Source organism: Moraxella sp. CTOTU47616 (assembly GCF_032017465.1).
Lineage (GTDB): Bacteria > Pseudomonadota > Gammaproteobacteria > Pseudomonadales > Moraxellaceae > Faucicola > Faucicola tetraodonis.
The window spans coordinates 238135-264647 of the sequence record NZ_DALZPU010000001.1 but is presented as its reverse complement, the minus strand read 5'-3'; the positions used below and the strand labels follow the sequence as shown (position 1 = coordinate 264647).

At 44.2% G+C, this 26513-nt stretch carries 22 protein-coding genes; 18 read left to right on the top strand and 4 right to left on the bottom strand.

Translation table 11 applies throughout. From position 1 onward, the window contains the following. Positions 1 to 23 precede the first annotated feature (23 nt). Complete coding sequence (locus tag RTS10_RS01110; RefSeq protein ID WP_312538799.1) at positions 24 to 206, top strand: NF038104 family lipoprotein; 183 nt, start codon at positions 24 to 26, stop codon at positions 204 to 206. Between the two features lie 64 nt (positions 207 to 270). Here RTS10_RS01110 and RTS10_RS01105 read toward each other — a convergent pair whose 3' ends face one another. Both RTS10_RS01105 and RTS10_RS01100 read right to left on the bottom strand, forming a co-directional pair. Beyond that, positions 271 to 1047: a TrmH family RNA methyltransferase gene (locus tag RTS10_RS01105; RefSeq protein WP_312538798.1), complete on the bottom strand. Its 777-nt coding sequence runs from the start codon at positions 1045 to 1047 to the stop codon at positions 271 to 273. Beyond that, positions 1047 to 2024 carry a class 1 fructose-bisphosphatase gene (locus RTS10_RS01100; RefSeq protein ID WP_312538797.1) on the bottom strand — a complete coding sequence of 326 codons (978 nt, stop codon included), beginning with the start codon at positions 2022 to 2024 and terminating at the stop codon, positions 1047 to 1049. Before RTS10_RS01100 ends, RTS10_RS01105 begins: the two co-directional genes overlap by 1 nt. Positions 2025 to 2320: 296 nt before the next feature. On the opposite strand from RTS10_RS01100, the gene RTS10_RS01095 reads away from it, so the two are divergent. The 3 genes from RTS10_RS01095 to RTS10_RS01085 are packed head-to-tail and all read left to right on the top strand — an operon-like array spanning position 2321 to position 5100. Then, the gene (locus tag RTS10_RS01095; RefSeq protein WP_409455571.1) at positions 2321 to 3304 is read left to right on the top strand and encodes an aspartate carbamoyltransferase catalytic subunit; all 984 of its coding nucleotides are present in this window, start codon (positions 2321 to 2323) and stop codon (positions 3302 to 3304) included. Positions 3305 to 3354: 50 nt separating this feature from the next. Continuing rightward, entirely contained in the window at positions 3355 to 4521 is a 1167-nt protein-coding gene (locus RTS10_RS01090) for a dihydroorotase (protein WP_179286532.1), read from the top strand. Positions 4522 to 4575: 54 nt separating this feature from the next. After that, the gene (locus tag RTS10_RS01085; protein ID WP_312538795.1) at positions 4576 to 5100 is read left to right on the top strand and encodes a DUF2127 domain-containing protein; all 525 of its coding nucleotides are present in this window, start codon (positions 4576 to 4578) and stop codon (positions 5098 to 5100) included. 60 nt (positions 5101 to 5160) lie between these two features. Here the strand turns inward: RTS10_RS01085 and RTS10_RS01080 are convergent, their stop codons facing one another. After that, a complete protein-coding gene (locus tag RTS10_RS01080) occupies positions 5161 to 7179 on the bottom strand; it encodes a YihY/virulence factor BrkB family protein (RefSeq protein WP_312538794.1) in 2019 nt (672 codons plus the stop codon). Between the two features lie 251 nt (positions 7180 to 7430). Here RTS10_RS01080 and wrbA point away from each other — a divergent pair, with 251 nt between their 5' ends. Next, positions 7431 to 8036, top strand: a complete 606-nt coding sequence (gene wrbA, locus RTS10_RS01075) for an NAD(P)H:quinone oxidoreductase (RefSeq protein WP_076775979.1) — start codon at positions 7431 to 7433, stop codon at positions 8034 to 8036. A gap of 13 nt (positions 8037 to 8049) precedes the next feature. After that, positions 8050 to 8472 (top strand): hypothetical protein, encoded by a 423-nt coding sequence (locus tag RTS10_RS01070; protein ID WP_312538793.1) that lies wholly within the window; start codon positions 8050 to 8052, stop codon positions 8470 to 8472. A 66-nt stretch (positions 8473 to 8538) separates the two neighbouring features. On the opposite strand, the gene RTS10_RS01065 is transcribed toward RTS10_RS01070, so the two are convergent. After that, entirely contained in the window at positions 8539 to 9207 is a 669-nt protein-coding gene (locus RTS10_RS01065; protein ID WP_312538792.1) for an alpha/beta hydrolase, read from the bottom strand. Between the two features lie 245 nt (positions 9208 to 9452). Here RTS10_RS01065 and hrpA point away from each other — a divergent pair, with 245 nt between their 5' ends. The 12 genes from hrpA to lpxD all read left to right on the top strand — a co-directional run bounded on the left by hrpA (position 9453) and on the right by lpxD (position 26453). Next, entirely contained in the window at positions 9453 to 13682 is a 4230-nt protein-coding gene (hrpA, locus tag RTS10_RS01060; protein WP_312539004.1) for an ATP-dependent RNA helicase HrpA, read from the top strand. Positions 13683 to 14002: 320 nt separating this feature from the next. Further along, a complete protein-coding gene (rimO, locus tag RTS10_RS01055) occupies positions 14003 to 15490 on the top strand; it encodes a 30S ribosomal protein S12 methylthiotransferase RimO (protein WP_312538790.1) in 1488 nt (495 codons plus the stop codon). Between the two features lie 14 nt (positions 15491 to 15504). Beyond that, on the top strand, positions 15505 to 15849 hold the full coding sequence (locus RTS10_RS01050; protein ID WP_312383404.1) for an SMR family transporter: 345 nt from the start codon (positions 15505 to 15507) through the stop codon (positions 15847 to 15849). 187 nt (positions 15850 to 16036) lie between these two features. Beyond that, positions 16037 to 16765: a UMP kinase gene (gene pyrH / locus RTS10_RS01045; protein ID WP_095355537.1), complete on the top strand. Its 729-nt coding sequence runs from the start codon at positions 16037 to 16039 to the stop codon at positions 16763 to 16765. 39 nt (positions 16766 to 16804) lie between these two features. Further along, the gene (gene frr / locus RTS10_RS01040; protein ID WP_007116803.1) at positions 16805 to 17359 is read left to right on the top strand and encodes a ribosome recycling factor; all 555 of its coding nucleotides are present in this window, start codon (positions 16805 to 16807) and stop codon (positions 17357 to 17359) included. A 44-nt stretch (positions 17360 to 17403) separates the two neighbouring features. Next, positions 17404 to 18144 (top strand): polyprenyl diphosphate synthase, encoded by a 741-nt coding sequence (uppS, locus tag RTS10_RS01035; RefSeq protein WP_312538788.1) that lies wholly within the window; start codon positions 17404 to 17406, stop codon positions 18142 to 18144. A 19-nt stretch (positions 18145 to 18163) separates the two neighbouring features. Then, positions 18164 to 19051 carry a phosphatidate cytidylyltransferase gene (locus RTS10_RS01030; RefSeq protein ID WP_312538787.1) on the top strand — a complete coding sequence of 296 codons (888 nt, stop codon included), beginning with the start codon at positions 18164 to 18166 and terminating at the stop codon, positions 19049 to 19051. Between the two features lie 266 nt (positions 19052 to 19317). Beyond that, a complete protein-coding gene (ispC, locus tag RTS10_RS01025) occupies positions 19318 to 20538 on the top strand; it encodes a 1-deoxy-D-xylulose-5-phosphate reductoisomerase (protein ID WP_312538786.1) in 1221 nt (406 codons plus the stop codon). Between the two features lie 135 nt (positions 20539 to 20673). Then, positions 20674 to 22041, top strand: a complete 1368-nt coding sequence (rseP, locus tag RTS10_RS01020; protein WP_312538785.1) for an RIP metalloprotease RseP — start codon at positions 20674 to 20676, stop codon at positions 22039 to 22041. 330 nt (positions 22042 to 22371) lie between these two features. Continuing rightward, complete coding sequence (gene bamA, locus RTS10_RS01015) at positions 22372 to 24765, top strand: outer membrane protein assembly factor BamA (RefSeq protein WP_312538783.1); 2394 nt, start codon at positions 22372 to 22374, stop codon at positions 24763 to 24765. Positions 24766 to 24778: 13 nt separating this feature from the next. After that, the gene (locus tag RTS10_RS01010) at positions 24779 to 25291 is read left to right on the top strand and encodes an OmpH/Skp family outer membrane protein (protein ID WP_312538782.1); all 513 of its coding nucleotides are present in this window, start codon (positions 24779 to 24781) and stop codon (positions 25289 to 25291) included. A 109-nt stretch (positions 25292 to 25400) separates the two neighbouring features. Continuing rightward, positions 25401 to 26453 carry a UDP-3-O-(3-hydroxymyristoyl)glucosamine N-acyltransferase gene (lpxD, locus tag RTS10_RS01005; RefSeq protein WP_312538781.1) on the top strand — a complete coding sequence of 351 codons (1053 nt, stop codon included), beginning with the start codon at positions 25401 to 25403 and terminating at the stop codon, positions 26451 to 26453. Positions 26454 to 26513: the final 60 nt, after the last annotated feature.

Genomic DNA, 26513 nt, shown 5'->3' with positions numbered 1-26513 from the left:
TTAAAGTCAATTAAAGGTAACGAATGAAAAAACTAACCACCCTGCTTTTTTTGCTGACTACCGCTGTTATCTTACAAGGGTGTGTGCATAAAATTGTCACTGTCCCTGTCAAAGTTGCCTATAAGACCACCAAAGGGGTGGTCAAAGGCACGGTAGCCGTCGCTAAAGCGGTGATACCAAGCGATAGTGACGACAAAAAAGACTAAACACAGGCTGTCTAGTCATTTATTTATGTCGCACTCGTTCATTGATGGCAATCATGTATGGCAATCATGCGTAGCGTCTTTGCCGTAACATTTCATACAGACACAGTGACCCTGCTATCGCCACGTTTAAGCTTTCTTGACCATTGGGCTGTGGTAGGGCAATCGGGGCAGATTGACTAAGTAACCTCTCATCGACGCCTTGTCCTTCATGCCCCATAATCAAGGCTAGCGGTTGTCTCAAATCAGTCTGATAAATAATATGATCGGTATGTGAGCTCGTGGCAAACATCGGCACTTTGACCTTCATCAAAATCTCATCTACGCTGATGCCTTCATAAATCGTTAAACTAAAATTTGCCCCCATGCCCGCTCGCAAGGTTTTGGGCGACCACGCCGATGCGGTGCCCATCGTACAGACAATGGTTTTAATTCCCACGGCTGAGGCGGTGCGTAATAGCGTGCCTAGATTGCCATTGTCTTGGACACCATTGATGATTAAGCAATCGCTGGTAATGGGCTGATTAAAGTCTAAATGCGGCATATCAATCATCGCCATGATGGGCAGGCTCTCGCCCAGCGTGCGAATCTCTTTATAAAGATTATCGCTAATCGTTAACGTTTTAACATTTTCAAGTCGGTTTAATAAGGCATTGATTTCGTCATTGTGCAAACCGCTTTCACTGACAATCACGGTTTCGGGCGTGAGATTGGCGTTGAGGTACGCTTCAAGCAAATGCGTGCCTTCAATCACGGTTTTCCCCAGTTTTTTACGCTGGCGCGACGCAGTGAGAAGGGCATGGGCAGTTTTAATGGTTGGGTTGTCTTTTGAAGTGATAAGCATTATTTGACTTCTTCATGCAGCTTTTTGACGTAGGTCACTTCGTTTTTTGCCCCCAGTACCACAGGCACCCGTTGGTGGATACTGGTCGGCTCGATATCCAAAATACGATTGATAGCATCGGTACTCATACCACCCGCTTGCTCAATCAGCAAGCTCATCGGATTGGCTTCATACATCAGACGCAGTTTACCCGGTTTATCAGGGTGTTTGGTGTCAAACGGATAGCTAAAAATCCCCCCACGGCACAAAATACGGTGAATATCGCCCACCATCGCCGCCACCCAGCGCATATTAAAGTCTTTACCGCGCACGCCAGTTTTACCTGCCGTAAACTCATCAATGTAACGCTGCATCGGTGGCAACCAATAGCGATAGTTGGAGGCATTAATCGCATACTCTTTGGTGTCTGCGCTAATTTGCACTTGGTCTTTGATTTGCACAAACGCTTTGGTGTCTGGGTCAAGACTGAACATGGCGACACCCTTACCAAGCGTGATTGACATCACAGTTGAGGTGCCATACAAAATATAACCCGATGCCAACTGCTCAGTCCCTTTTTGCAAAAAGTCCTCATCCGTCGCAGGGTGACCTTGGCGGTGGTAGGGTAAAATCGAGAAAATTGTACCGACTGCCATATTAATATCGATATTGGATGAGCCATCAAGCGGGTCAAACAGTACCAACACGTCGCCATCTTGATTGGCAGGGGTGGCGTTATCTAATTCTTCAGAGGCCACACCCGCGCAGTGTGGATTGCTGCTCAAAGCGTCTAGTAACAAATCATTGGCAATGACATCGAGCTTTTTTTGCTCTTCGCCCTGCACGTTTTGGTTACCCGCTTCGCCCAAAATATCTGCGAGAGCGCCGCGTTTGAGCAAATCGCTAATTTGAATACCGACTTTGGTAATGGTGGTAATGATGTCGGCAATGGCAGGTTGGGCGTTTTGCGCGGCAAGATAAGTTTCAAGATTTGACATAAGTAGACCTTATTATAAAATTATAAATTAACAACCTAAGCCAATCATATACGATTAAGCAAGGTGAATTTAGACCTCATGAATTAAAAAAAATATAGACAATTTGCCGCAAATTGTAGCACTTTTTGAGCCGTCTTATCAGCGATAATCGCAAAATATTGGCGTATTTATTCCAGCCGATTTACGGTAAAATAGGCAAAATTTATACAAATAACAACAAATCTAGGTGGCTGATGAATATTTTAAACACCCAAACTTTATCCAACGAAGCGCTACAGAGCAAGCTTGATCAAGCGATGGCAAAGCCAGAAATGAACGAAGCAGGTGATTTGCGGCATTTTATCGGCGTAGAAGGGTTATCCAAAACGCAGCTGATGGCCATCATCGAAAAAGCCAATGGTTACTTAACCGACAATGCCGGTCGCCCCAACAGCATTCGCAATAGTGATGAGCTTGAAGGCTGTACGGTGATGAATTTGTTTTTTGAAAACTCTACCCGTACCCGCACCACCTTTGATGTGGCTGCCAAACGTCTTGGCGCTAGTGTCATCAGTATCGATATTGCCAAATCCAGCACCCAAAAAGGCGAAAGCTTACGGGATACGCTGTGGAACCTTGAAGCGATGACAGCGGATATCTTTGTGGTGCGTCATTCATCGAGTGGGGCTGCGCATTTTATGGCAACCGAAGTCACCCCAAACATTGCCATCATCAACGGTGGTGACGGCTGGCACGCGCATCCGACCCAAGCGATGCTCGATATGCTCACGATTTATCGTGAAGCGCCAAGACCGTTTGAGGAATTAACGGTAGCGATTATCGGCGATATCAAGCATAGCCGCGTTGCCCGTTCAGACATTGCAGCACTCAAAACCTTGGGAGTTAAAGAAATTCGCGTTGTGGCGCCCAAGACATTATTACCAAAAGGCATTGAGCGTTATGGTGTCAATGTCTATAACGATTTGGACGCGGCGGTAGTTGACTGTGATGTCATCATTGGTCTACGTATTCAAAATGAGCGTATTGGCTCGCCTTTGTTGCCATCGACATCCGAGTATTTTAAAGCGTATGGCATCACTACCGAACGCCTTGCCCTTGCCAAACCTGACGCGCTTGTGATGCATCCAGGACCGATGAATCGCGGTGTTGAAATCTCATCAACTGTTGCCGATGGTGAGCAATCAGTGATTTTAAAACAAGTCAATAACGGCATTGCGGTACGTATGGCGGTGTTGGCACTGGCCATGCAAGGGCAACGTGCCGCACGCAGCGCATCTTAAAATTTAGCAAAAAAAATGACAAAGTAGGCAAAACCAAAGTAGGCAAAACCATGACGCTTCAAAATCTTTTACCTGCCAACTGGCAATTTGATACCACGCAGCTTAACCCTATCGACAGCGATGGCAAATGGCTATTACCGCCGCTGGTGGATTTATGTGCGCGTTTGCGTGAACCTGGGCACCAGTCGCATGGTACATTAAAATCAGAAGGCGCCGCGGCTCGAAAAAACGGTTTTTTGCATGTCGTTATACCACCTGATACCAACCCAGTACTTGAGAATGGCTCGTTACTAGCAGGCTTGCGAGAGCGGGCTTATCAAGATGGTGGCATCTATCTGCATGTGCTAGGGGCGATGACCGCAGGTCTTGAAGGTGAAAAACCCGCCAATATGCTTGGGCTGAAGCAAGGTGGCATCATCGGGGTCAGCAATGCTCGTCGCAAATTCGCCAATGATGACGTACTACTGCAAGCACTGGATTATGCAGCGACTTATGACATCAAAGTATTTTTTTACCCTGATGAACCCAGTTTATCCAAAAACGGCGTCGCCCATGATGGCTACATCGCATCTTATCATGGCTTGGCAGGGATTCCTTGGATTGCTGAAACGGTGGCGTTATCCAAGCAGCTGTTGATTGTTGAAGAAACAGGCGTATCGGCACATTTTGGTCAGCTGACCACCAAATCATCGATTGATTTGATTCGCTGGGCGAAACAAAGGGGCTTGCCCGTGACCTGCGATGTGGCGATGCACCAGTTACATTTAACCGATGATGCCCTGATTGGTTTTAATGCCTTGGCGTATGTGTTGCCGCCCCTGCGTTCCAATACAGACAAAAAAGCGCTGCAAGAAGGCTTGCAAGATGGCACTATCGATGCGATTTGTAGCCACCATGAGCCATTGGCAAAAACCGCTAAACAAGCGCCATTTGCGGAGTGTAAACCCGGTATTAGCAACTTTGATACTTTTATGGGGCTAGCTTGTCAATTGGTCAAAGAAGGTATTTTGACCCCAGAGCAGCTAGTAGAAAAAATCGCACTCAATCCTGCTAAAATCGCTGGCATTGAAGCTAGCTATCATCAAACGGGCGGGGCGGTGCTGGTTGACCCTAGTTTGACTTGGACGGTGACAAAAGAATCGATGATATCGCAAGGTAAAAATACGCCATTTATCAATAGTGAACTGACAGGGAAAGTCGAGCAAGTCTATTTTTAGGCTTGTTTTAAGTTTGTTTTAAGTTTGTTTCAAGATTGGATACGGTAATGAATCATGCCAAAGGCGTTTAAGCAGATAGCCCCGACAGTGCCTAATAGCCATCATGCCAAGAACGCCATCATTATGGTCGCTATCTATGAGCTGGTAAAAGGATTGGTAGCGCTAGGGGTGGCGGCTATTATTTTTGTAGGGCATGATAAATTGCAATGGATTGCGCGGGTGGTTTCACAGGCGCTGCATCGTATCATGGGCATGGCACTGCATCACCAAATAGAGGCACTAAATCACTATGCTTGGGTCGCCAACCAAAATTGGCAAAAAGCCTTTTGGATAGTCGTGGGCTATGCGCTGCTGCGTTTTGTGGAAACCTACGGTCTTTATCGAGATAAGATATGGGCGTATTGGTATAGTGTTTTGGGCTATGGCGTGTTTTTGCCGCTTGAAGTTTATGAGTTATTTAGCCATCGGTTTAATTGGCTTAATATTTTAATACTGCTAGTCAATATCGTCATTGTGGTGGTGGTCTATCGCAATATGCGCGCCAAAGGGTTATTGGGTAAAAAGATAACACAGGCTTAAGCTATTGATAAAAAAAGGGCAGAATCTGCCCTTTTTTACTCGCAAAACTAGCTGTCTGGTTTAGCTATCTGGTTTATCTTTTTCGGTAATGATACGCGGGGATTTTTTGCTCGCATTGGCTGCAATTTTTGATTTGATAAAGTTAAAAGGATTGTATGGGCTGTTAAGTACACTAGCCGGGACAATCTGACGAATTTTAGCCATTACCGCTGTATTATCACCTTTCGCTTTGTCCTCATCCGCTAGGATTTTTGACTCGACTGTTTGGGTGGTGGTAATTTCATTGCTAAAACTCGTATCGTCTAGGTTACTGATGTCCCAACGCATATTGTCAAAATTATTGGCATTCAAATAATTATCAATCGCAAATTTATGCTCGTCTGTGGCATTGCCATTTTGTGTAGATGAGAGAATCGCTTTGTTTTCGCCATGACTGTCGTATTCACTGTTACTTTCTTCAAGCGTTTTTAGTGGACGTTTATCATCTCTCTCATCATTTGACAAGCGTGTCTGATTATCATGACCTTGCTTAGCAACTGAGGATTCATGTGATAATTCATCCGATAACTCATCGTTATTTAAGGCATTAAAATCACGCGGTTGATTCGATAAGCTACCCTGACCTTTAAAGTCAAGCGTACCATCAAAGCCAGTCGCTTGCTCGGCGTCAGTTTCTTTGATGCGTTTATCTTCATTGACCACGTCACTGACTTGACCGCCTGATAGCCCTGAGCCTTCACGTTGACCGGCTAGTTTGTTACCTTTCCCTTTATCTTTTTTTCCTGTATCTGGCTCGATGTCTTCGGCATTTGGGGTCTGACGCGGTGCGATACTATCAAAAATACTTGCCATCGATATATCAAAATTATATTTGAGCATGGCTTCACCACGGGCTAAGGTATTAATCCATTGCACAGTCCAAGGGGCGTTATTTTTAAGTTTTCGCAAATCCTTTTCATGCGGTAAAGGATAGGGCATATTTTGATAAAAATCCCAAAAACTATAATCATCGAGCGAGCGTTTGAGCACATATTCATCTTTGTCACTGGTGGTGATGAGATTGTTATCTTGTAAAAAGCTAATATAAGTGTACCAATTTGGCATCTCTTGGCGACCTAGCACATCACGCAGACCGGCTTCCGTGACGACATTACCTTTTTTATGCTCACGATATAACACATTTAGCATATCCATCAAGCTAAACAAGGCGTGACGCGGGAAGATTTCTTTGGTCTCAAAAATGGTCAAACAGTAGCTGATTTGTACGCCAAGCAGGATAATATTCCAAGAAATATAAATCCAAAGTAAGAACAACGGCAAAATCGCAAACGCCCCATACACCGCTTTATAACTGGTAAAGTTGTCAACAATTGCGCCAAAGGTGAGTTTTAGGATTTCAAAGATAATCCCAACCACGACACCTGCAACCAGCGCATGTTTAAAACGTACTTGGCAGCGTGGTACAAACCAATACATGGCCACCAGACCCATCAGCATAATTGCAATGGAGCCGATTTGTACCCAAATCGCCCAGTCAATCCCATAACCACCAATCTTTTGGTTTAAAAAACTCAAACTTTGAACGGTACTCGAGACAATCATTGCTACGGCGAGCACAATAGGCAACAGGGTGATAATCACCCAATAACGCACAAGATTGAGCCAACTGGTCTCTTTTTTTTCAACGCGCCAAATTTGGTTAAACGCGGTTTCAATCGTCATTAAAGTGGAAATGGTGGTAAAAAATAAGATACCCACACCGATGATGGTTAAATTGGAGGAATTACTGGTAAATTGGTTGAGATACTTGGTGACCTGTAATCCGGTACTGGGCAAAATATTGCTAAATATTAAGTTTTGAATCTGCTCACGCGCTTCTGCTAACTGCGGAATGGTGGAGAGAATCACCACCAACAAGGTTAAAATCGGCACAATAGACAGCAGCGTGGTATAAGTCAATAATGCAGCTTTTTGACTACAATTATCATCAATAAAATTTTTGATAAGATACATCAAAAACTGCACCCATTTATGTTTAAAAATGGATAATTTTTTTAGTTTGGCAATGAGTTCATTCATAGTAGTTCTTATTGATAAAAAATTTCAAAGTTTGACCATCAAATCGGCGAAAAAGGCAGTGATTGTATGGCAGTATGGTATCATATTCAAAAAAATTGTTTATTGAATTACTGTGAACAGTTTTGGTGTTTTGCAATTGGCAATCTGGCTAGTAAATTGCCTTGACCCTGCCATCAAAATTCATTCATCAAAATTTATTCACCCAAACTAGCTTGACGTAACAATTATCAAAATTGATGTGAGAAAAAACCATGAGTCAACCTTATATTTTAGTCTTGTATTACAGCCAAAATGGCTCTACCAAAGATTTGGCGTATCTGGTCGCACAAGGTATTGAAGATAGTGGCACAGGCATAGCCGCTCGGATTCGCACCGTACCCAAGGTCAGTAGCGAGACTGAAAAAGTTGCGCCAAGTATTCCTGATGAGGGTGACCTGTACGCCACCATGGATGACTTAAAAAACTGTGTGGGATTGGCACTCGGCAGCCCCACCCATTTTGGCAATATGGCAGCATCGATGAAGTATTTTTGGGATAATAGCGTCACAATTTGGCTCGCGGGGGATTTGCAAAACAAACCAGCATCTGTATTTACCAGTACGGGCACCATGCACGGTGGGCAGGAGACGACATTAACTAGCATGATGACGCCGCTACTGCATCATGGCATGGTGATTGTGGGAATTTCATACAGTGAGCCTGCGCTCAATACCACGAGCCAAGGTGGAAGCCCGTATGGTGCAAGCCATGTCAGTGGCGCAAAGCATGACCACATCATGAGCGCGGATGAAAAAACGTTAGCCATCGCCCAAGGCCAACGTCTAGCCAAAATTGCCAAGGCATTACAAGCGTTGTGAGAAAACAAGCGTTATGAGAAAAAAAGCCACGCACTCACTATCTGCGCCAAAACCCGTATATCCCATCCACCGACGCTTAACCATAGTCTGGTGGCTTTGGCTGGGGTTTCGATTGCTGGCAGTACCGCTATTGACACATTGGTTGGCAAGTGCAAAGCCTACTATGGTCGGCGGAATTGCTTGGCAAGCTTTGTGGTTGATACCCGCGCTCTTATCAACGCCTTATATCGTCAAAGGCAAAAGCCCATACGCGCTATTGCTTTTAAGTATGCTCACTTTTGTATATTTGGGGGGCAGTGGTATGGTTGCACTAAAATACGGCTATCAAAATCATTGGGGATTGATGGCGGTTTGGTTGGTGGATTTTGTTTTATTGGGTTTGGTGAATTATTGGTTATTTATCTTACTCAAACGATTACCAAAGATGAATGGCTAATTGCCAAAAGAGCGTACCTAAGTCAGGTACGCTCTTTTTTGGCTAAAAAATTATGCTAAAACATCGTTAGGCCAACACATCATTTAGCCATTTACCGATAATTTTGAGTTGCGGCATACACACTTGGTGCGCCATCGGATAGCTGTAAAACTGCGGCTGATAACCTTTTGACTCAAGCCATGCTTTGGCTTCTTGCCCAAGCTGTACTGGGACAACAGGGTCTTGTGTGCCATGATGAATGGCAATGTTTAGATTTTTATTGGCATCACTTAAAGTTAGGCTGTCTTTGGTCGCTAAATAAGTCGACAGGGTTAATAGTCCGGCTAATGGTTTGTCATAGGTTAACGCGGTTTGATAGGCGACCGCACCACCTTGCGAAAATCCAGCAATTACGATATGCTCAGGTGCCACGCCTCGCTCGGCTTCACGCTTGATTAATTCTCCAATCGCGCGGGCGGATTGTTCAATCTGTGCGGTGTCGATTTTGCGGTCCAGTGACATTTCTAAAATATCATACCACGCTGGCATCACATAGCCTTGGTTGATGGTTACAGGAATGGCGGGAGCATGCGGAAACACAAACCGTATGCCATGGTTGCCATCGAGTCCTAAGTCAGGGACGACCGGTTCAAAGTCATGACCATTTGCGCCCAGTCCATGTAGCCAAATCACGGCTCTGTCAATCGGCAAGTTATTAGGGTTGTGAATGACTTCAACCGTTTTTAATAAACTCATAAATTCTCCTTTCATGTGAAACACAAATGTCATAAAAATTAATTGTCATAAAAATAATTAGCCGATAGCTTAAAAATAGGGATAACGCTTGATTTTAGCTTATTCATACCACATTATCTAGGCAATGTTTACCATAAGAATAGCCTAAGTGAATGAAAGAACTTATATCGACTGCTGTACCATTAAATGATTATCAACCAGACAAGCCCCAAACAGACAAGCACCATGGTGTAAAATTACCTGTCATGGCAAAAGACAGCTATTATCTGTCACGCCTTGCCCAACAATTAAAACAAATCAAAGACAAAGAAAGCGAAGACTATACGTCAAGATTTGACCGTTACCAAAAACAACTCAAACACTCGCAAGACAGGGTGCAAAGCCGTATCGCCAGTCTGCCAACCATACATCTCAACGAAGATTTGCCTGTCAGCCAACAAGCCGATAGACTCATCAAAGCCATCCAAGACCACCAAGTCATCATCGTGGCAGGGGAGACAGGCTCAGGCAAAACTACCCAATTACCTAAGATTGCCATGCTCGCCGGGCGAGGGGTAACAGGGCAAATCGGACACACACAGCCAAGACGCTTAGCGGCGCGTAGTGTGGCAAATCGCATTGCTGAAGAATTAAGAGAAACACTCGGACAGACAGTCAGCTTTAAAGTGCGTTTTACTGAGCAAGGCTCAGCCGATTCTATTGTCAAACTGATGACCGACGGTATTTTGCTTGCCGAAATGGCGCATGACAAGTTTTTGAGCCGCTATGATACCATTATCATTGATGAAGCCCACGAGCGCAGTCTTAACATCGACTTTATCATGGGTTATCTCAAGCGTCTATTGCCAAAACGTCCCGATTTAAAGGTGATTATCACATCGGCAACGCTCGACACAGCAAGGTTTAGCCAGTATTTTTCTAGCGTTGATGGTAAAACCAAACAAGCGACGCCCGCGCCTGTATTTGTGGTTGAAGGTCGCAGTTATCCTGTGGAAGTGCGCTACCGTCCGTTGACGGAGGAGATTGTCACAGGTTCGGATGATGACAGCTTTGATGATGTTGAAGAAAACTTGCCCCGAGCGATTACCGCAGCGGTGGAAGAGTGCTACCAAGACGCTGCCAGCAAAGGGCATGCTGACCAAGCGGATATTTTGATTTTTGCGGCAACAGAAGCGCAAATTCATGATTTGGCAGATATTTTAAACCAATATGCGCCCCGTCATACCCAGATTTTGCCGTTATTCGCCCGTCAAAGTTTTGCCGAGCAGCAGCAGATTTTTCACCCGACAGGCGGTCGCCGCATTATCATCGCCACCAACGTTGCCGAAACCGCCTTGACCGTGCCCAATATCCGCTACGTCATTGATTTGGGGTTTGCTCGGATGTCACGCTATGACTATCGCTCGCGGGTACAACGTCTGCCGATTGAAGCGATTAGCCAAGCTGCCGCCAATCAACGAAAAGGTCGCTGTGGACGTATCGCGGCGGGCGTGTGTATCCGTTTATATTCAGAAGAAGACTTTACCAGCCGTCCGGAATTTACCGAGCCTGAAATTCTGCGTACCAATTTGGCGTCGGTGATTTTGCAAATGGCAAACTTGGGTCTGGGCGAGGTAGAAAACTTTGATTTTATCCAGCCCCCCGACAATCGACTGGTCAATGATGGGCGTAAACTGTTAGAAGAATTGGGTGCGATTGCCACCAAAAAACCTGAAAATAGCCTAAGCATAGCTAATGACAGTAACAATGGCAAAGGCAAAGGTCAATCCAAACGCCATCCCAATCAACTCACCAAAGTCGGTCAAATGATGGCAAAAATGCCCATAGACCCTCGTTTGGCACGTATGCTGATTGCAGGTGAGCAATACGGTTGTCTCAAAGAGCTATTGGTGATTGTATCGGGCTTGTCAGTGCAAGACCCTCGAGAACGCCCGAGCGATAAGCAAACCCAAGCCGACCAAAAACACGCATTATTTCGCCAAGCCGACAGCGATTTTTTATTTTATCTCAGTCTTTGGCAGGCAATTCATGGGGCTTTATTTAAAAGCAGTGGATTTAAAAGCGGTGGATTCAAAAGCAGTGGATTTAAAAGCAGTGATCTTGACCGTCAAAAAAATGCAACGCTAGAGGATGAAGCCACACCAATCGCGCAAAGCCCGTATGAAAACGACAAATTAACCAACAGCCAACGTAAAAGCTTTGCCAAAAAACATTTTTTAAGCTCGCCGCGTTTACGTGAATGGCAACAAACCCATAGCCAGTTGTTGCAAATGGTGGATGGCTTAAAATTAACCATCAACCAAGAGCCCGCCAGTTATGTGCCTATTCACCGAGCATTGCTCACGGGTCTGCTATCGTTTATTGCCCAAAAAGTCAATGATGTCGACAAAAGCGGCAAGCTAATCAAAGCCAAACGCGGCGAGTATGTCACCGCGCGTCAGCACAAAGCCAAGATTTTTCCTGCCAGTACTTTGTTTAAGCAAAATCCGCTATGGGTGATGGCGTTTGAGGTGGTTGAGACCTCGCAGGTGTTTATGCGTACCGCTGCCAAAATTGAGCCAGAGTGGATTTTGGCGATGGCAGGGGATTTGCTCAAATACCATTATTTTGAGCCGCATTGGTCAGCCAAAACGGGGCATGTCAAGGCATACGCCCAAATCAGCCTATTTGGTCTGATTGTGGTACACAAACAATTGATGAATTATGAGCGGGTCAACCTTAGCGAGTCTCGAGAAATCTTTTTGCGAGATGCCTTGGTCTTAGGCAATTTAAATGCCCCGTCTACAGGCGATGGTAAAAAGGGCAAGTTGCCGCCATTTTTGCAGCATAATATAGATAAAGTCGCTGATGTCTCGTTGATTGAAGATAAGCTGCGACGTCGAGACTTATTAGTTGATGAAGAGCAATTATACGACTTTTATGCCAAGCGAGTGCCTGAGCATATCGCTAGTCGCAAAGTATTTGAAGATTGGCGAAAAGAAGTAGAAAAGACGGAGCCACAGTTTTTATTTTTTAGTGATAAAGATGTACTGAACGAACAAGCACCCGCTACCCAAGCTTTCCCAGAAACGTGGCAACTGGGCAATCTGAAACTACCGCTGTCGTATGTTTTTGACCCGACCAGCGACGATGATGGCGTGACCATTAAAGTCCCGCTCGTTGCCTTACCACAGGTTGATGCGGTTGAATTACTGTGGGGTATTGCAGGGTGGCGCTATCAGCTAGTTTTGCAGCTATTAAAGACGTTGCCCAAAGATATTCGCCGTCAAATTGTGCCCGTGCCCGATACCGCCAAACAAATTTTTGACATGCTAGAAAAAAACCACCATGGCGGACTGCTAAAGCAACTGTGCGATGCCTTAAACCAGCGCGGCGTACGTGGGGCAAACAATCAATTTGTAGCGCCAAAAGACTTTAACCCAAGCGAGGTTGAAACCTATTTGCAGCCACAAATTGCGCTGGTGGATGACAAAAACCGCCTGATTGAAAAAGGGCGAGATATTGACGCATTAAAACTGCGTCATCAAGTCACCACAAGTCAGGCTGTAGCCAGTGGCAAAGGCGTACATAGCGAGTTTCCCGAGCATTTTAACTTTATGCAAAACCGCCACAGTGCAGGCGTGATGATCAAGCAGTTTTCGGCACTGGTTGCCGATGGACAGCCGAGCTATAGCGATAAAAACGCTGTGTCTATTCAGCAATTTACCGATGTCAGTGTGGCACTCAACAAACACCGTCAAGGCTTGCTTGCTTTAATCGGCAATGAGCTCGGAGCAAAAGCCAGACAGCTTACCAGCCAAATTGATAAAAACTTTAAACTTGCCTTTGCGCCGCTTGGTGAGCTTGATAGACTCAAAGATTTGCTGATTCATGCCACGCTTGATGCCACTTTTGAAAAATTTGTTGCAGAGTTTGACCATGAAAAATTCACGGCAGGGATTCATGATAAAGAGTTGGTGATTGCCATCAATCAGTTGCCTTTGACGTTAGATGAATTTAACCAAGCCAAAGCCGTGGTGCTTGCCAATTTCTTGAGCGTTGGGCAAAGTGTACTAGCCCAGCTAAAATCGGTGTATGAGCAGTGGCAGCAGGTTCGCCAAAAACTGCTGTTACTTGACCGTGATATTTTTGAAGAAAGTATCGAAGATATCGAAGACCAGCTCGATGATTTGAGTTTGTCGGACTTTGTGTACCGCATGAGTTATCAAGATTGGCAGCAATATCCGCGTTATTTGCAGGCGTTGTTGGTGCGTCTTGATAGGCTTGAGCACAATTTGGATGCCGATCTTGATGCCGTGTATCAACTTGATAAACACATGGAAAGGCTATCTGTTAAGGGTAATGATGAGACAATTATGCCGTATCGTTGGTTGGTTGAGGAGTTTCGGATTCAGCTGTTTGCCCAGCCGATGAAAACCCGCGTGCCTGTATCAGATAAACGCCTAGAAAAATTGTGGGATGAGTTGAATATTTAAAACAAAAAATCCGTCAAAATTTGGCGGATTTTTTATAAAATATTGATTTAAAATAGTTTTTCTAAAATTTGTTTGAACTAAAATCATCATCAATAGTGTTTTTTCAGGGTATGGTTCATATTGAATAGTCATGATGGGGAGTGCTACAGTTGATAGGGACTTTACGAACAATAGGTTATGAACAATAGATTGATTTTTTTAGCATTTGAAATTTTTACCTATACAGTTAATTTGAGTCGATGAAAAATTAAAAAGTTGATTTGGTAAAAACAGCAAAACTTAGTAAAATAGTCAGATTAAATTTTTTAAAAGTGAAAGTCATGCCAAGCCAACCGCAAGTTTTTAATCCCCAAGCTACCAATAAACCCGCCACCCACCACCAAGCCAATCATAATGAAAACCGTACTGTAGGTCAAAGCGCCAGCCAAACGGCGCACCAACTGGCTCAAGATATAGCAACGACAAAAGCGCCTAAGATTGGTTTTGTGTCGCTTGGCTGCCCCAAAGCCTTGGTCGATAGCGAGCGCATTATCACCGAGCTTAGCCGTGATGGCTACCAAGTCGCCAGTGACTATGATGGCGCAGATTTGGTGGTGGTCAATACTTGTGGCTTTATCGAATCTGCGGTGCAAGAGTCGCTTGACGCCATTGGTGAGGCGATTACCAAAAACGGCAAGGTGATTGTCACCGGCTGCCTTGGCAAAGATGCCGAAAAAATCAAAACCATGCACCCAGCCGTGCTTGCGGTGACTGGCGCACATGCCTATGAAGAAGTCGTCAATGCCGTGTCGCATTATGTGCCAAAACCCGCACCATCAAAAACTTACGACCCAAAAATTGACCTAATCAATGATGCGGGCATTAAGCTTACGCCAAAACATTATGCGTATGTCAAAATATCCGAAGGCTGTAACCACCGTTGCACATTTTGTATTATCCCAAGCTTTCGTGGTGACCTCGTTAGTCGCCCGATTGACAGTATCATGACTGAAGCGGCTGCGCTCAAAAACGCAGGCGTCAAAGAGCTATTAATCATCTCGCAAGATACCTCAGCCTATGGGGTAGATCTTAAATATAAAACCAGTTTTTGGAATGGCATGCCCATCAAATCCAAATTTTACGATATGTGCGAGGCACTCAATCGACTGGGCATTTGGGTGCGTTTGCATTACATCTATCCTTACCCGCATGTCGATGCTGTGGTGAAACTGATGAGTGAGGACAAGCTACTGCCATATCTTGATATCCCATTCCAACATGCCAGCCCCAATGTGCTCAAAGCCATGAAGCGCCCCGCGCATAGCGAAAACGTACTGGAGCGCATCAAAACTTGGCGCTCGATTTGCCCCGATATTGTCATTCGTTCCACCTTCGTGGTGGGTTTCCCTGGGGAGACAGAAGAAGATTTTGAATATTTGCTTGACTGGCTCAAAGAGGCGCGATTAGACAGAGTAGGGGCGTTTACCTATTCAGAAATAGAAGGCGCGGTGGCAAACGATTTGCCGAACCCTGTGCCAGAAGCTATCAAACAACAACGCTATGAACGACTGATGGCGCTACAGCAACAAATCAGTGCCGAAAAACTGGCTGAGAAAGTCGGTAAAACCTTAAAAGTGCTGGTAGATGAGATTGATGAAGAAGAAAATATCGCCATTTGCCGTAGCTATGCCGATGCGCCAGAAATTGACGGTCACGTGTATGTAGATAATATTGATGCATCGGTTAAAGTCGGTGAATTTTTGACCGTCACCATTGATGAAGCCAATGAGTATGACCTTTTTGCCAGTTTTACAGGTGAATTGTTATAAAGATAAGGATTGTCATGTCTCAATCAATGTTAGCGTATGGTCTTTTAGGGATTGCGATTGTCAGTGAGGTTACTGGTTCAACTTTTTTGGCGAAATCAGAGGGATTTAGCAAACCCTTGCCCACTATCACCACCGTGATTTGTTTTGGCATTGCTTTTTATCTTCTTTCACAAGTCATCAAAATCATACCACTGGGGATTGCTTATGCCATTTGGTCAGGGGTAGGTATTGTGTTGACCGCTATCATTGGTTATTTTATTTTGGGTAACAAACTGGATTTACCTGCTATCGTGGGTATGAGCCTAATTGTATTGGGTGTGATTGTGATTAATCTGTTTTCTCATTCAGCCACGCATTAATAATCTACACATTAATATAGCGACTTGATAGTTTGATGACTAAAGCCGATTGAATTTTTAAGGTTAGAATAAGGTAAAAATTAAAATGACTGTTGAAATTATCTTTACACTATCTAAAAACCGTTAATTTTGTTAAAATTTCGCCATTTGCATTATTTGTTATCCAACAGCCAACAAGAGGTCAACCATGTCTGATAAAGCTCCCCGTTACCAACGTATTTTGCTCAAACTCTCTGGCGAGGCCCTGGCAGGCAAAAATGATATGGGGATTGATTCAGGCGTATTAGACAACATGAGTCTTGCGATTGCCCACTTGGTAGGATTGGGTGTGCAAGTGGGTATCGTGGTCGGTGGTGGCAATTTGTATCGTGGCGCTGCGCTACAAAAACAAGGCTTGGTGGGCCGTGTCACAGGCGACCAAATGGGTATGCTTGCGACCGTGATGAATGGCTTGGCGATGCGTGACGCCCTAGAGCGCCGTAATATCAAATGCCGTTTGATGTCAGCCTTGCCAATTGGTGAAGTGACTGAAAACTACAGCAGCCGCAATGCCATTCGCTATTTAAAAAACAATGAAGTGTGTGTGTTTGTCGCAGGTACCGGCAATCCGTTTTTTACCACGGATACCGCAGCATGTTTACGTGGCATCGAGATTGAAGCCAATTTAATCCTAAAAGCCACCAAAGTCGATGGCGTGTATAACAAAGATCCAAATAACCATGACGATGCCGTCAAATACGACGAACTCACCTTTGACCAAGTGCTAGATCAAAAATTGGGGGTGATGGATTTGACTGCGATTGCGTTGCTGCGTGAGCATAACGTACCGCTGCAAGTATTTGATATGGCAAAACCCAACGCGCTGCTTCATGTGGTGATGGGCGAGGCAGAAGGCACCAAAGTTATCAATTACTAATTTCTAAATTTGACATACAGAGTTTTAAAAGGATGCAACATGATTAACGATATTAAAAAACAAGGTGAAGACAAAATGAAAAAGGCGATTGAAGCCTTGGAAAATGCCTTTAGTAAATTACGTACAGGGCGCGCCCATCCTGGTATTTTACAGGGTGTGATGGTGTCTTACTATGGCTCTGAGATGCCACTTAATCAAGTGGCGAGCATCAACGTTGAAGACTCGCGTACCCTGTTAGTGCAGCCTTTTGACCGTAGCATGGTGCAGGCAGTGGACAAAGCAATCCGTGAATCAGATTTGGGTCTCAACCCAATGAGCGCAGAAGTGATTCGGGTACCACTACCCGCATTGACAGAAGAAACCCGTAAAGATATGCAAAAGTTGGCACGTCATGAAGCCGAAGAGCGCCGTGTATCTGTGCGTAATGCCCGCCGTGATGCCAACAATGCCTTAAAAGCCTTGGTAAAAGACAAGCAAATCTCAGAAGATGATGAACGCCGCGCCAATGACGACATCCAAAAAATGACTGATAAATACATTGATAGCATTGATAAAATGCTCTCTAGCAAAGAAGCAGAGTTAATGGCCGTTTAATCGTTATTTATCCAATAAAAGAACCAATTCATAAGAAGTAGGTCATGGTTGAGTCAAAGGTAGCAATGCCACAACATATTGCCATCATTATGGATGGCAATAACCGCTATGCAAAAGCACATGGGCTACCAAGCGGTGGCGGGCATATTGCCGGCAAAGATAATTTAGACCCTTTGGTTGAGCATTGCATGGATATTGGTATACGTGCGTTGACGGTGTTTGCTTTTTCTAGCGAAAATTGGCAGCGCCCAGCCAATGAAGTGGCGCTATTAATGAAGCTGCTTGAGCAAACCGTCCATGACCAATTACCGCGGATGCTGCGTCATCAAATTTCTTTGCGCTTTATCGGCGATAGGGATGCCTTGACGCCGCATTTACGCGCGATTATGCAAGATGCAGAAGAGCAAACTGCCCATTTTACTAAAATGAGTTTGGTGATTGCTATCAGCTACGGCGGTCAATGGGACATCGTCAATGCCTGCCGCCAAGTTGCCAAGCAAGTCGCACAAGGCGCGCTTACTGCCGATGCCATTACCCAAGACGATTTTGCACGCCACCTGTCACTATCGGATTTACCAGCCGTTGATATGTTAATCCGTACAGGGGGTGATTACCGCATTTCTAATTTTTTACTTTGGCAATGTGCGTATGCTGAGTTATTTTTTACCGAAACGCTTTGGCCAGATTTCAAGGCGGCTGAATTAGACCAAATGATTGATGTTTTCATGGGTCGTGAGCGTCGATTTGGTAAGACCAGCGAGCAATTATTAGGTTTGGGCTTTTAATTAATCAATAGGAATTGTCATGTGGGAACGCATTAGAACCGCCATTATTTTGTTAGTGATTGTTGGCGTTGCAATGTTTGCTACCCGCGAGCCTATTTTGATGTTGCCGCTATTGTTAGTCGGTGCAGGTTTTGGGGCTTTTGAGTGGTCAAAGCTCATGCCGTCGCTTGAACAAAATCCCGGCAGTTATGTGCCGCCTACCACCCAAATTCCCACCAAACCTGCCAAACCAATCGATTATATGTATACCCTTTTAATGCTAGGGGTTGTCAGTGTGTTATTGGCGATAGCAAAGCTGACTGGCAGTATAGCCTCTTGGGTGTTTTTTTGGATGGTTGCGGCGCTGATTTGGTTGGTAGCGATTGGCTGGATTCGCCGTTATCCCAACAATACGCAAGCTTGGTATGGTAAGCATTTATACGTCATCGGTATGATTATACTGTCATCTGCCATTACTGCGATGTATTATCTGTGGTCACTTTCAGCTTGGTGGCTGCTATATGTGTTTGTATTGGTGTGGTGCGCGGATAGCGGTGCTTATTTTGTCGGACGAAAACTTGGTAGACGCAAAATGTCCCCGCACGTCTCACCCAATAAAAGTGTGGAAGGCTTACTTGGTGGACTTGCCACGGGTACGCTTGTGGTGATTGGCGTATCGTTTGGGTTGTTAAACGATTGGTCGATGACGGCTATTGGATTGTTTTTGCTGTTATCGTTGCTCACTATCATCATGTCCGTGTTCGGTGATTTATTTGAAAGTATGCTAAAGCGCCATGCAGGCGTCAAAGATGCCGGGGCATTATTACCAGGGCATGGGGGCATTCTTGATCGTATTGATTCGCAGCTTTCAGCCGTGCCAATTTTTGCGTTGGGATTTTGGGCGATGAAATTTTACGGCTTAATTTAATGCTACATTGGGTTTAGCTTTCAAAAATTTTCACATCTGCTTAATATTAATCTGTTCAATACCAATCTAGCCAATATCAATTTGTTTAATTCACTAATCAATGCAAGCTTGTGTTTCATTCAATCTTTTTTTGCGCAACTGCTTGTCGATTGATGCTTAAAAATCTTCTCGCGTGTTAATATGCTTATCACAGTGGCAATTTGCCGCTGTAAAAGCAAAATGTTAGGTTTAACTGCCGTCTGCCCGCAACTTACTAGGTCTTTGTAATGCTATCTTCAACTCACACTATACCGCAAAAAAACATTGCTATTATGGGCGCAACAGGCTCTATCGGCGATAGTACGCTATCGGTCGTTAGCCAGCATCCTGATTTGTATAACGTGGTCGGGGTGACAGGGTTTTCACGGCTGGATAAACTGCTGAGTATTTGCCAGCAATTTAAGCCAACGTATGTTTGTGTTGCTAAAGAAAAGGAAACAACATTTGCGCAGATGCTCAGCGAGGCTCAGCTAAGCTGCAAGATTTTGATTGGTGAGCAAGGTCTGGTTGAGCTTGCCACGCTAGCAGAAGTGGATATGGTGGTTGCGGCTATCGTCGGCGCTGCAGGCTTGCCATCAACGCTGGCAGCGGCTAACGCGGGTAAAACGATTTTGCTTGCCAATAAAGAAGCGTTAGTCATGGCAGGTGAGCTGATGATTAAAGCCGTCAAGCAGTCAAATGCCAAATTGCTCCCAATTGATAGTGAGCACAATGCCATTTTTCAATGTTTGCCTACTGCGGTGCAACAACAGCGCAATGCCATTCATGATGATAACCATGGTATTAAAAAGCTTTGGTTAACCGCCTCAGGTGGGCCATTTTTACACAAAACACTCGATGATATGAAACGCGCCAGCGTTGCAGAGGCTGTCAAACACCCTAACTGGTCCATGGGTCAAAAAATATCAGTAGATAGTGCCACCATGATGAATAAAGGCTTGGAGCTGATTGAAGCAAGTTTTTTATTTGATATACCAGTCTCTGAGATTGAAGTGGTCATTCATCCGCAAAGCATCGTGCACTCTATGGTTGAATACAACGATGGTAGTTTTTTAGCGCAGCTAGGCAGTCCCGATATGCGTACCCCAATTGCCCATGCCATGGCATACCCCAATCGTATCAGCAGTGGGGTGGAGCGATTAGACATTTTTAAGTTAAGTAATTTAAATTTTGTCCGACCTGATTTAGCAAAGTTTAAATGCCTAAGGTTGGCCTATCAAGCCATGCAACAAGGTAGCTATGCGTGTATCGCCTTGAATGCCAGTAATGAAATAGCCGTTCAAGCGTTTTTAAATGGCGAAATCCGTTTAACCGATATTGCTGATATCAATGAAAAAGTGCTTTTGCAAGCCGAAAAACAGCCGATTGGGTCATTGCAAGCGATTTTGGCGGTCGATAAACTAAGCCGTGAACAAGCACACCAATGTATTGCCGATTTAAACGCTTAAGCTTAAACAGTGCTTAAAAAAGGCTTAAAAATAGTGGGCAACACTGGTTGATAATCGTTAAAAATGACTACATAACTTATTAATATACCGATAGTTAAATTATTTTTAGCCTGTGATTTTGTCAAAAGGATACCCATGAATTTCATCTTGACCGTTTTAGCTGCGATTGTGGTACTAGGACCTTTGGTTGCGCTACATGAGTGGGGGCATTACATTGTTGCTCGGCTATGCGGTGTCAAGGTATTGACCTATTCAATTGGGTTTGGTCCAAAGCTGCTAAGCTGGACAAGTAAAAAAACGGGGATTAATTACGCTGTCTCTGCGATTCCGCTTGGCGGCTATGTCAAAATGCTCGATGAGCGAGAAGGCAAAGTTAACCCGGCCGAACGTCATTTAGCCTTTAATACCCAACAACCTTGGAAAAAAATCGCCATCGTCGCAGCAGGTCCGGTGATGAACTTACTGATTGCGATTTTTTTGTATTGGCTGTTATTTATCACCCCAACCCAAGTATTGGCGACCAAAGTCGGCAGTATTTTGCCCAATTCACCCGTCAGTCAAACCAGTCTCACAGTTGGTGACGAAATTGTTGCGGTTGATAATAAACCCATCCAAAGTTGGCAGGATATTAACTATGCGTTAGCCGATCGCATGGGCGAGTCGGGGCAAGTTAATTTAACGGTGAATGGCGCGCAAGGTCAAACCAATGTCGCCGTGCCGATACAGCGCTTTATGAAAGCAGAAGCGGGTAAAGCAACCAATCCGATTGATAGTCTAGGTGCGATTCCGTGGCAACCAAAAATTCCGGCGGTGGTCGGTGAAATTGTCCCAAATAGCGCTGCTGCCCGTCAAGGTCTGCAAGTCGGTGATACCATCACCCGTGTCAACGGTCAACCGGTGAGCGATTGGCTGGCGTTTTCACAGGTTGTCAAATCAAGCCCCGAGCAGTTATTAACCCTTGAAGTGCAGCGCCAAGGCAAAATCATCACCTTACAAATCATGCCACAAGCAAAAAAAGATACCATGGGCAATCGATTTGGACAAATTGGCGCAGCTGCAGCGGCATCTAAGATTACGCCGCCACCTGAGTATATAAAAACCATTCAATATACCCCCATCCAAGCGGTCGAAAAATCCGTGCATCAAACTGTCGATTTAAGTGCCATGACCCTCAAATCAATGGGTAAAATGTTGACGGGCACCATTGGGGTTGAAAACCTATCAGGTCCCATTACCATTGCCAAAGTCGCCAATCAAAGTTTTAGCATCGGTTGGGAAGCGGTATTGTCATTTATGGCGATTATCAGTTTAAGCCTTGCTGTGCTCAATTTATTACCCGTACCTGTGCTTGATGGGGGTCATATTGTCATGTATGCCTATGAGGCTATTTTTGGTAAACCTATGCCTGAAAAAGTACAAATGATGGGAATGAATATTGGTTTAGTTTTGCTTGCAGGTTTCATGCTGTTGGCGATTGGTAACGATATCTCACGCTTGTTTTAACCGACCCAAATTTGGCTAAAATATTGATTTGTAGTTTTGTTTTTTCGCTAGACTTTACGCAAAATTTAGCTTACCTTATGCCAGTAAAATTTATTTACGGATCTCTTGTACTTTGATAATACAAGTTACCCATCAAAGACAAACTATTACTAGAAGTTTAATCAAGTCACCCTTTTTGATAGCAGTTGTCATTTTTAGCGAACTAAATTTAGATTACCAAACCTAGATACAAACCTAGATAAATACCTTTGGCTAACTAATTTTGGATACCTAAAAGTGACAGGTTTCATGCATTATCTTTGGGCAGTCGTCAATTCGGAAACAAGTTATATGCGAAATTCAGCGTTATTTTTGGTTGCACCGTTAGCACTCGTTACCTCGTATGCACAAGCGGCAAATTTTACCGTGAGTGATATTCAATTTAATGGATTGACACGGGTATCCGCTGATAACCTCTATCCCGTGCTTGCTGTCAATACCGGTGAAGTAGCAAACAATGCCAATATCGCAGCTAGTATCAAAGCCCTCTATGAAACGGGTAATTTCTCAGACGTTAAAGCCTCCCAATCAGGCAATAAGTTGGTATTTGACGTGGTAGAGCGCCCAATTATCGCAAATGTCACTTATGAGGGTAATAAACTCATTCCAAAAGAAGCATTGACCGAAGGCCTAAAACGTATTGGCATCGTAGAAGGCAATGTATTAAAACAGGCGACAGTTGAGCAAGTGCAAAATGAGTTAAAACAGCAATACAATCAGCAAGGTTATTATAATAGCGAAGTTAAAGTGACCCAAACGCCTTTAGATAATAACCGTGTCGCGCTTAAATTTAATTTTGTTGAAGGTAAAGCGGCGCGTGTTGTCGATATCAAGGTAATTGGTAACAAACATTTTAGCGACAAAGAAATCAGACAGGCGATGAGCATCAAAGAAAGCTCATGGATCAATGTGATTAGCAAATCTGACCGCTATGCCAAAGAAAAGCTTGCGGCAAGTTTAGAAAATGTCACCGCCATGTACCAAAACGCGGGCTTCGTCAAATTCACCATCAATGATGCCACTATTAATTTAAGTCCAGAAAAAGACAAAGTGTTTATTGAGCTCAATCTTACTGAAGGTGAGCAATATAAATTTGGTAATGTCAACTTTATGGGTACGCCCAACTACGATACCGACAAGCTTCGTAAGCAAGTAGCATTTAAGCCAGGTGAGCGTTATTCACAACGTCAAATGACGACAACTTTACAAAATCTTGGCACACTGTATGGTAACGATGGCTACTATTTTGCCCAAATCCGCCCAGTGCCCCGTATCAATGAGGACACTCGCACGGTAGATGTCGATTTCTTTATTGATCCTGTGCGTCCTGTGTATGTGCGCCGTATCAATTTTACCGGCAATAATAAAACCGCAGATGAAGTATTGCGCCGAGAAATGCGCCAAATGGAAGGCGCATTGGCCGCCAATGAAAAAATCGATTTGTCGCGCACGCGTTTGATGCGTACAGGCTTCTTCAAAACTGTCAACATGGATGTCAAACCTGTCCCCAACACCCCCGATCAGGTAGATATCAATGTCGCAGTAGAGGAGCAGCCATCAGGTACCAGTACCATTGCGGCTGGTTATTCACAAAGTGGTGGTATCACTTTCCAAGCAGGTTTAAGTCAATCCAACTTTTTGGGTACAGGTAATCAAGTCAATATTTCGTTATCGCGTTCTGAGACGTTAGATAGTTATAATTTGGGCTATACCAACCCGTACTTTACCCCAGATGGGATATCGCAAAGTGCCAGTATCTATACACGCAAAACCAAATATGACAGAAAAAACATTTCAAACTATGTAACAGACTCGTATGGTGGCACCTTAGGTTTTAGCTACCCGATTGATGAAAATAAGAGTTTAAGTGCTGGTCTCACACTTGATAGTACCAAAATCAAAGCAGGCGCTTTGTTAGCGGTATCAAACTATCAATACTTAAAAGACGAGGGCAATCTTGAAATAGGTTCAGACTCCGATGGCAATGAATCATTCGAATCAGACCCATTTAATACCGCGAGCCTAAATTTAGGCTGGAATATGAACACGCTTGACCGTGGACGTTTTCCAACCAAAGGTATGTCCCATAACGTCAATTTAGAACTGGCCTTTGGCGATGCCACTTACCAAAAACTGGTCTATCAAGGAAACTACTATCGCCCATTCCTAAAAAATACCGTACTACGCGGTTATACCAAGTTAGGATATGGTAACGATTTACCTTTCTGGAAAAATTTCTTCGCAGGGGGTTATGGCTCAGTGCGTGGTTATGAGAATGCCACTTTAGGTCCTACCAGTAATCGTTATTACCCAGTGAAGAATTATAATGGGGTCGATAATTACCCAGAAGAGATTGGCGGTAATGCACTCGCGCAAGTGGGTACTGAATTAATCTTGCCGATGCCGTTTAAAGGCGATTGGGCATACCAAATCCGTCCCGTGTTATTTGTTGAAGGGGCACAAGTGTTTGACACCACCAATAAATATGACCAAAAAGTCACAGTGGGTGGCAATCCCGTATCGCTATTAAATGAAAAAGACAATGACATGCGTTTTAGCGCGGGTGCAGGCTTCACTTGGATTACCCCAATTGGTCCAATCTCATTAAGCTATGCCGTTCCGCTCAACGATAAAGATAAAGATAAAATCGACAATGTACAGTTCGAAATTGGACGTACATTCTAAAAGGTCTATGTATATGAAAATAATGACTCAGTTAGCCACAGCGAGTATTTTGAGTGTATTGGCAATGCCAGTGTTTGCCAATACCGTTGCGGTTTGGAATTCCCAAGTTGCCATCAACAATACTAACATCGCCAAAACCAAAATTGGCGTGGTGAAAGCGGCGGTCAAACCAAAGCAGCAGCAGCTTGACAGCTATAAAGCGACCATTGAGCGTTTGCAAAAACAATATGCCACGCAAAACGCTCAGATGACCCAAGCACAAAAGGATGATTTGCGTAAGCAAATTCAAACCAACCTACAAAACTATGAACAGGTTGCCAGTCAAATCCAGTCCATCATTGATGCCAATGAGTCAGAAGTGATGCAGCGAATTGTCCCCAAAATCCAAGCCATTAAAGAAAATATTGTGCGTCAAAAAAATATTGATGTGCTCATTGATAATCGTGATAGAACCGTTAGTTATGTCAAACCTGAATGGGATGTAACGGCAGATTTTACCAAAGCGATTAACGATCAAGTAAAATAATATTTTTTAAGCGCAGAGGTTTTATCAAAAACGCAATATTCGACTATTGCGTTTTTTATTTTGTGTGTAAAATTAAGGCAAATTTTAAGCAAACGATTGGAGTAATCAAATGGCGTTCACCATCGCACAAATTTTGGATTTTTTAGCTAGTGACGTCATTGACCAAGGGGATGCGCAAACCGACCAAAATTTGCAGAAACAAATTTCCAAAATCGCCTCTCTTGAGGATGCCACCGACAGCGATATCACGTTTATCGCCAATCCTCTATTTGAATCAAAATTGCAAACCACGGGCGCTGGTGCCGTGCTAGTCCCCGCATCCTTGCAGGAAAAATGCCCAGACCATAGCATTGCCATCGTGGTCAAATCACCTTATGCCGCGTATGCCAAACTGACGGCATTGTTTGAACCGACGCAAGCGTATCATCAGACAGTCAACCCTAATTTATCCGCTAGTTTGATTCATCCGACGGCTATTTTGGGTAACAATCTGCAATTGGGCGACAACGTGCGTATTGGGGCGTATAGCCAAATTGGTGATAACTGCGTCATTGGTGATGGCGTCAAGATTGATGCCCAAGTCAATATTCAGCCCAATGTCGTGATTGGCGAAGGTAGCTTAATTGCGCCGCATGTCTATATCGGGCATGATTGTGTATTGGGTAAACATGTCAGCTTGCACAGTCATGCCAGCATTGGTAATGACGGCTTTGGCTTTGCGCCTAAAGGCAGTACAGATGAAGCAGGTTGGCAAAAAATTCACCAATTGGGGCGAGTGATACTGGGCGATCATGTCAGCGTAGGCAGCCATACCTGTATCGATCGTGGTGCGCTGAATGATACGGTTATCGGTAATCATGTCATTATCGATAATTTGGTGCAAATTGCCCATAATGTAAAAATTGGTGCTGGCACGGCGATTGCAGCGTGTGTGGGGATTGCTGGCAGTACAGAAATTGGTAAACGCTGCATGATTGGCGGGGCATCAGGTTTTGCAGGTCATATCAAAATTTGTGATGATGTCACGATTACTGGCATGACGATGGTAACCAAATCGATTCACCAACCGGGGGTATATTCTTCAGGCATGCCAGTGATGCCCAATAGCTTATGGAAAAGAGCGTATATTAATTTTAAGCAACTTGGCAAACCAAAAAGTTAATCGTTACCTTTATCCATCAAATAATTTGAGAAAACAACTGTAAACTCAATCTTAAAACCG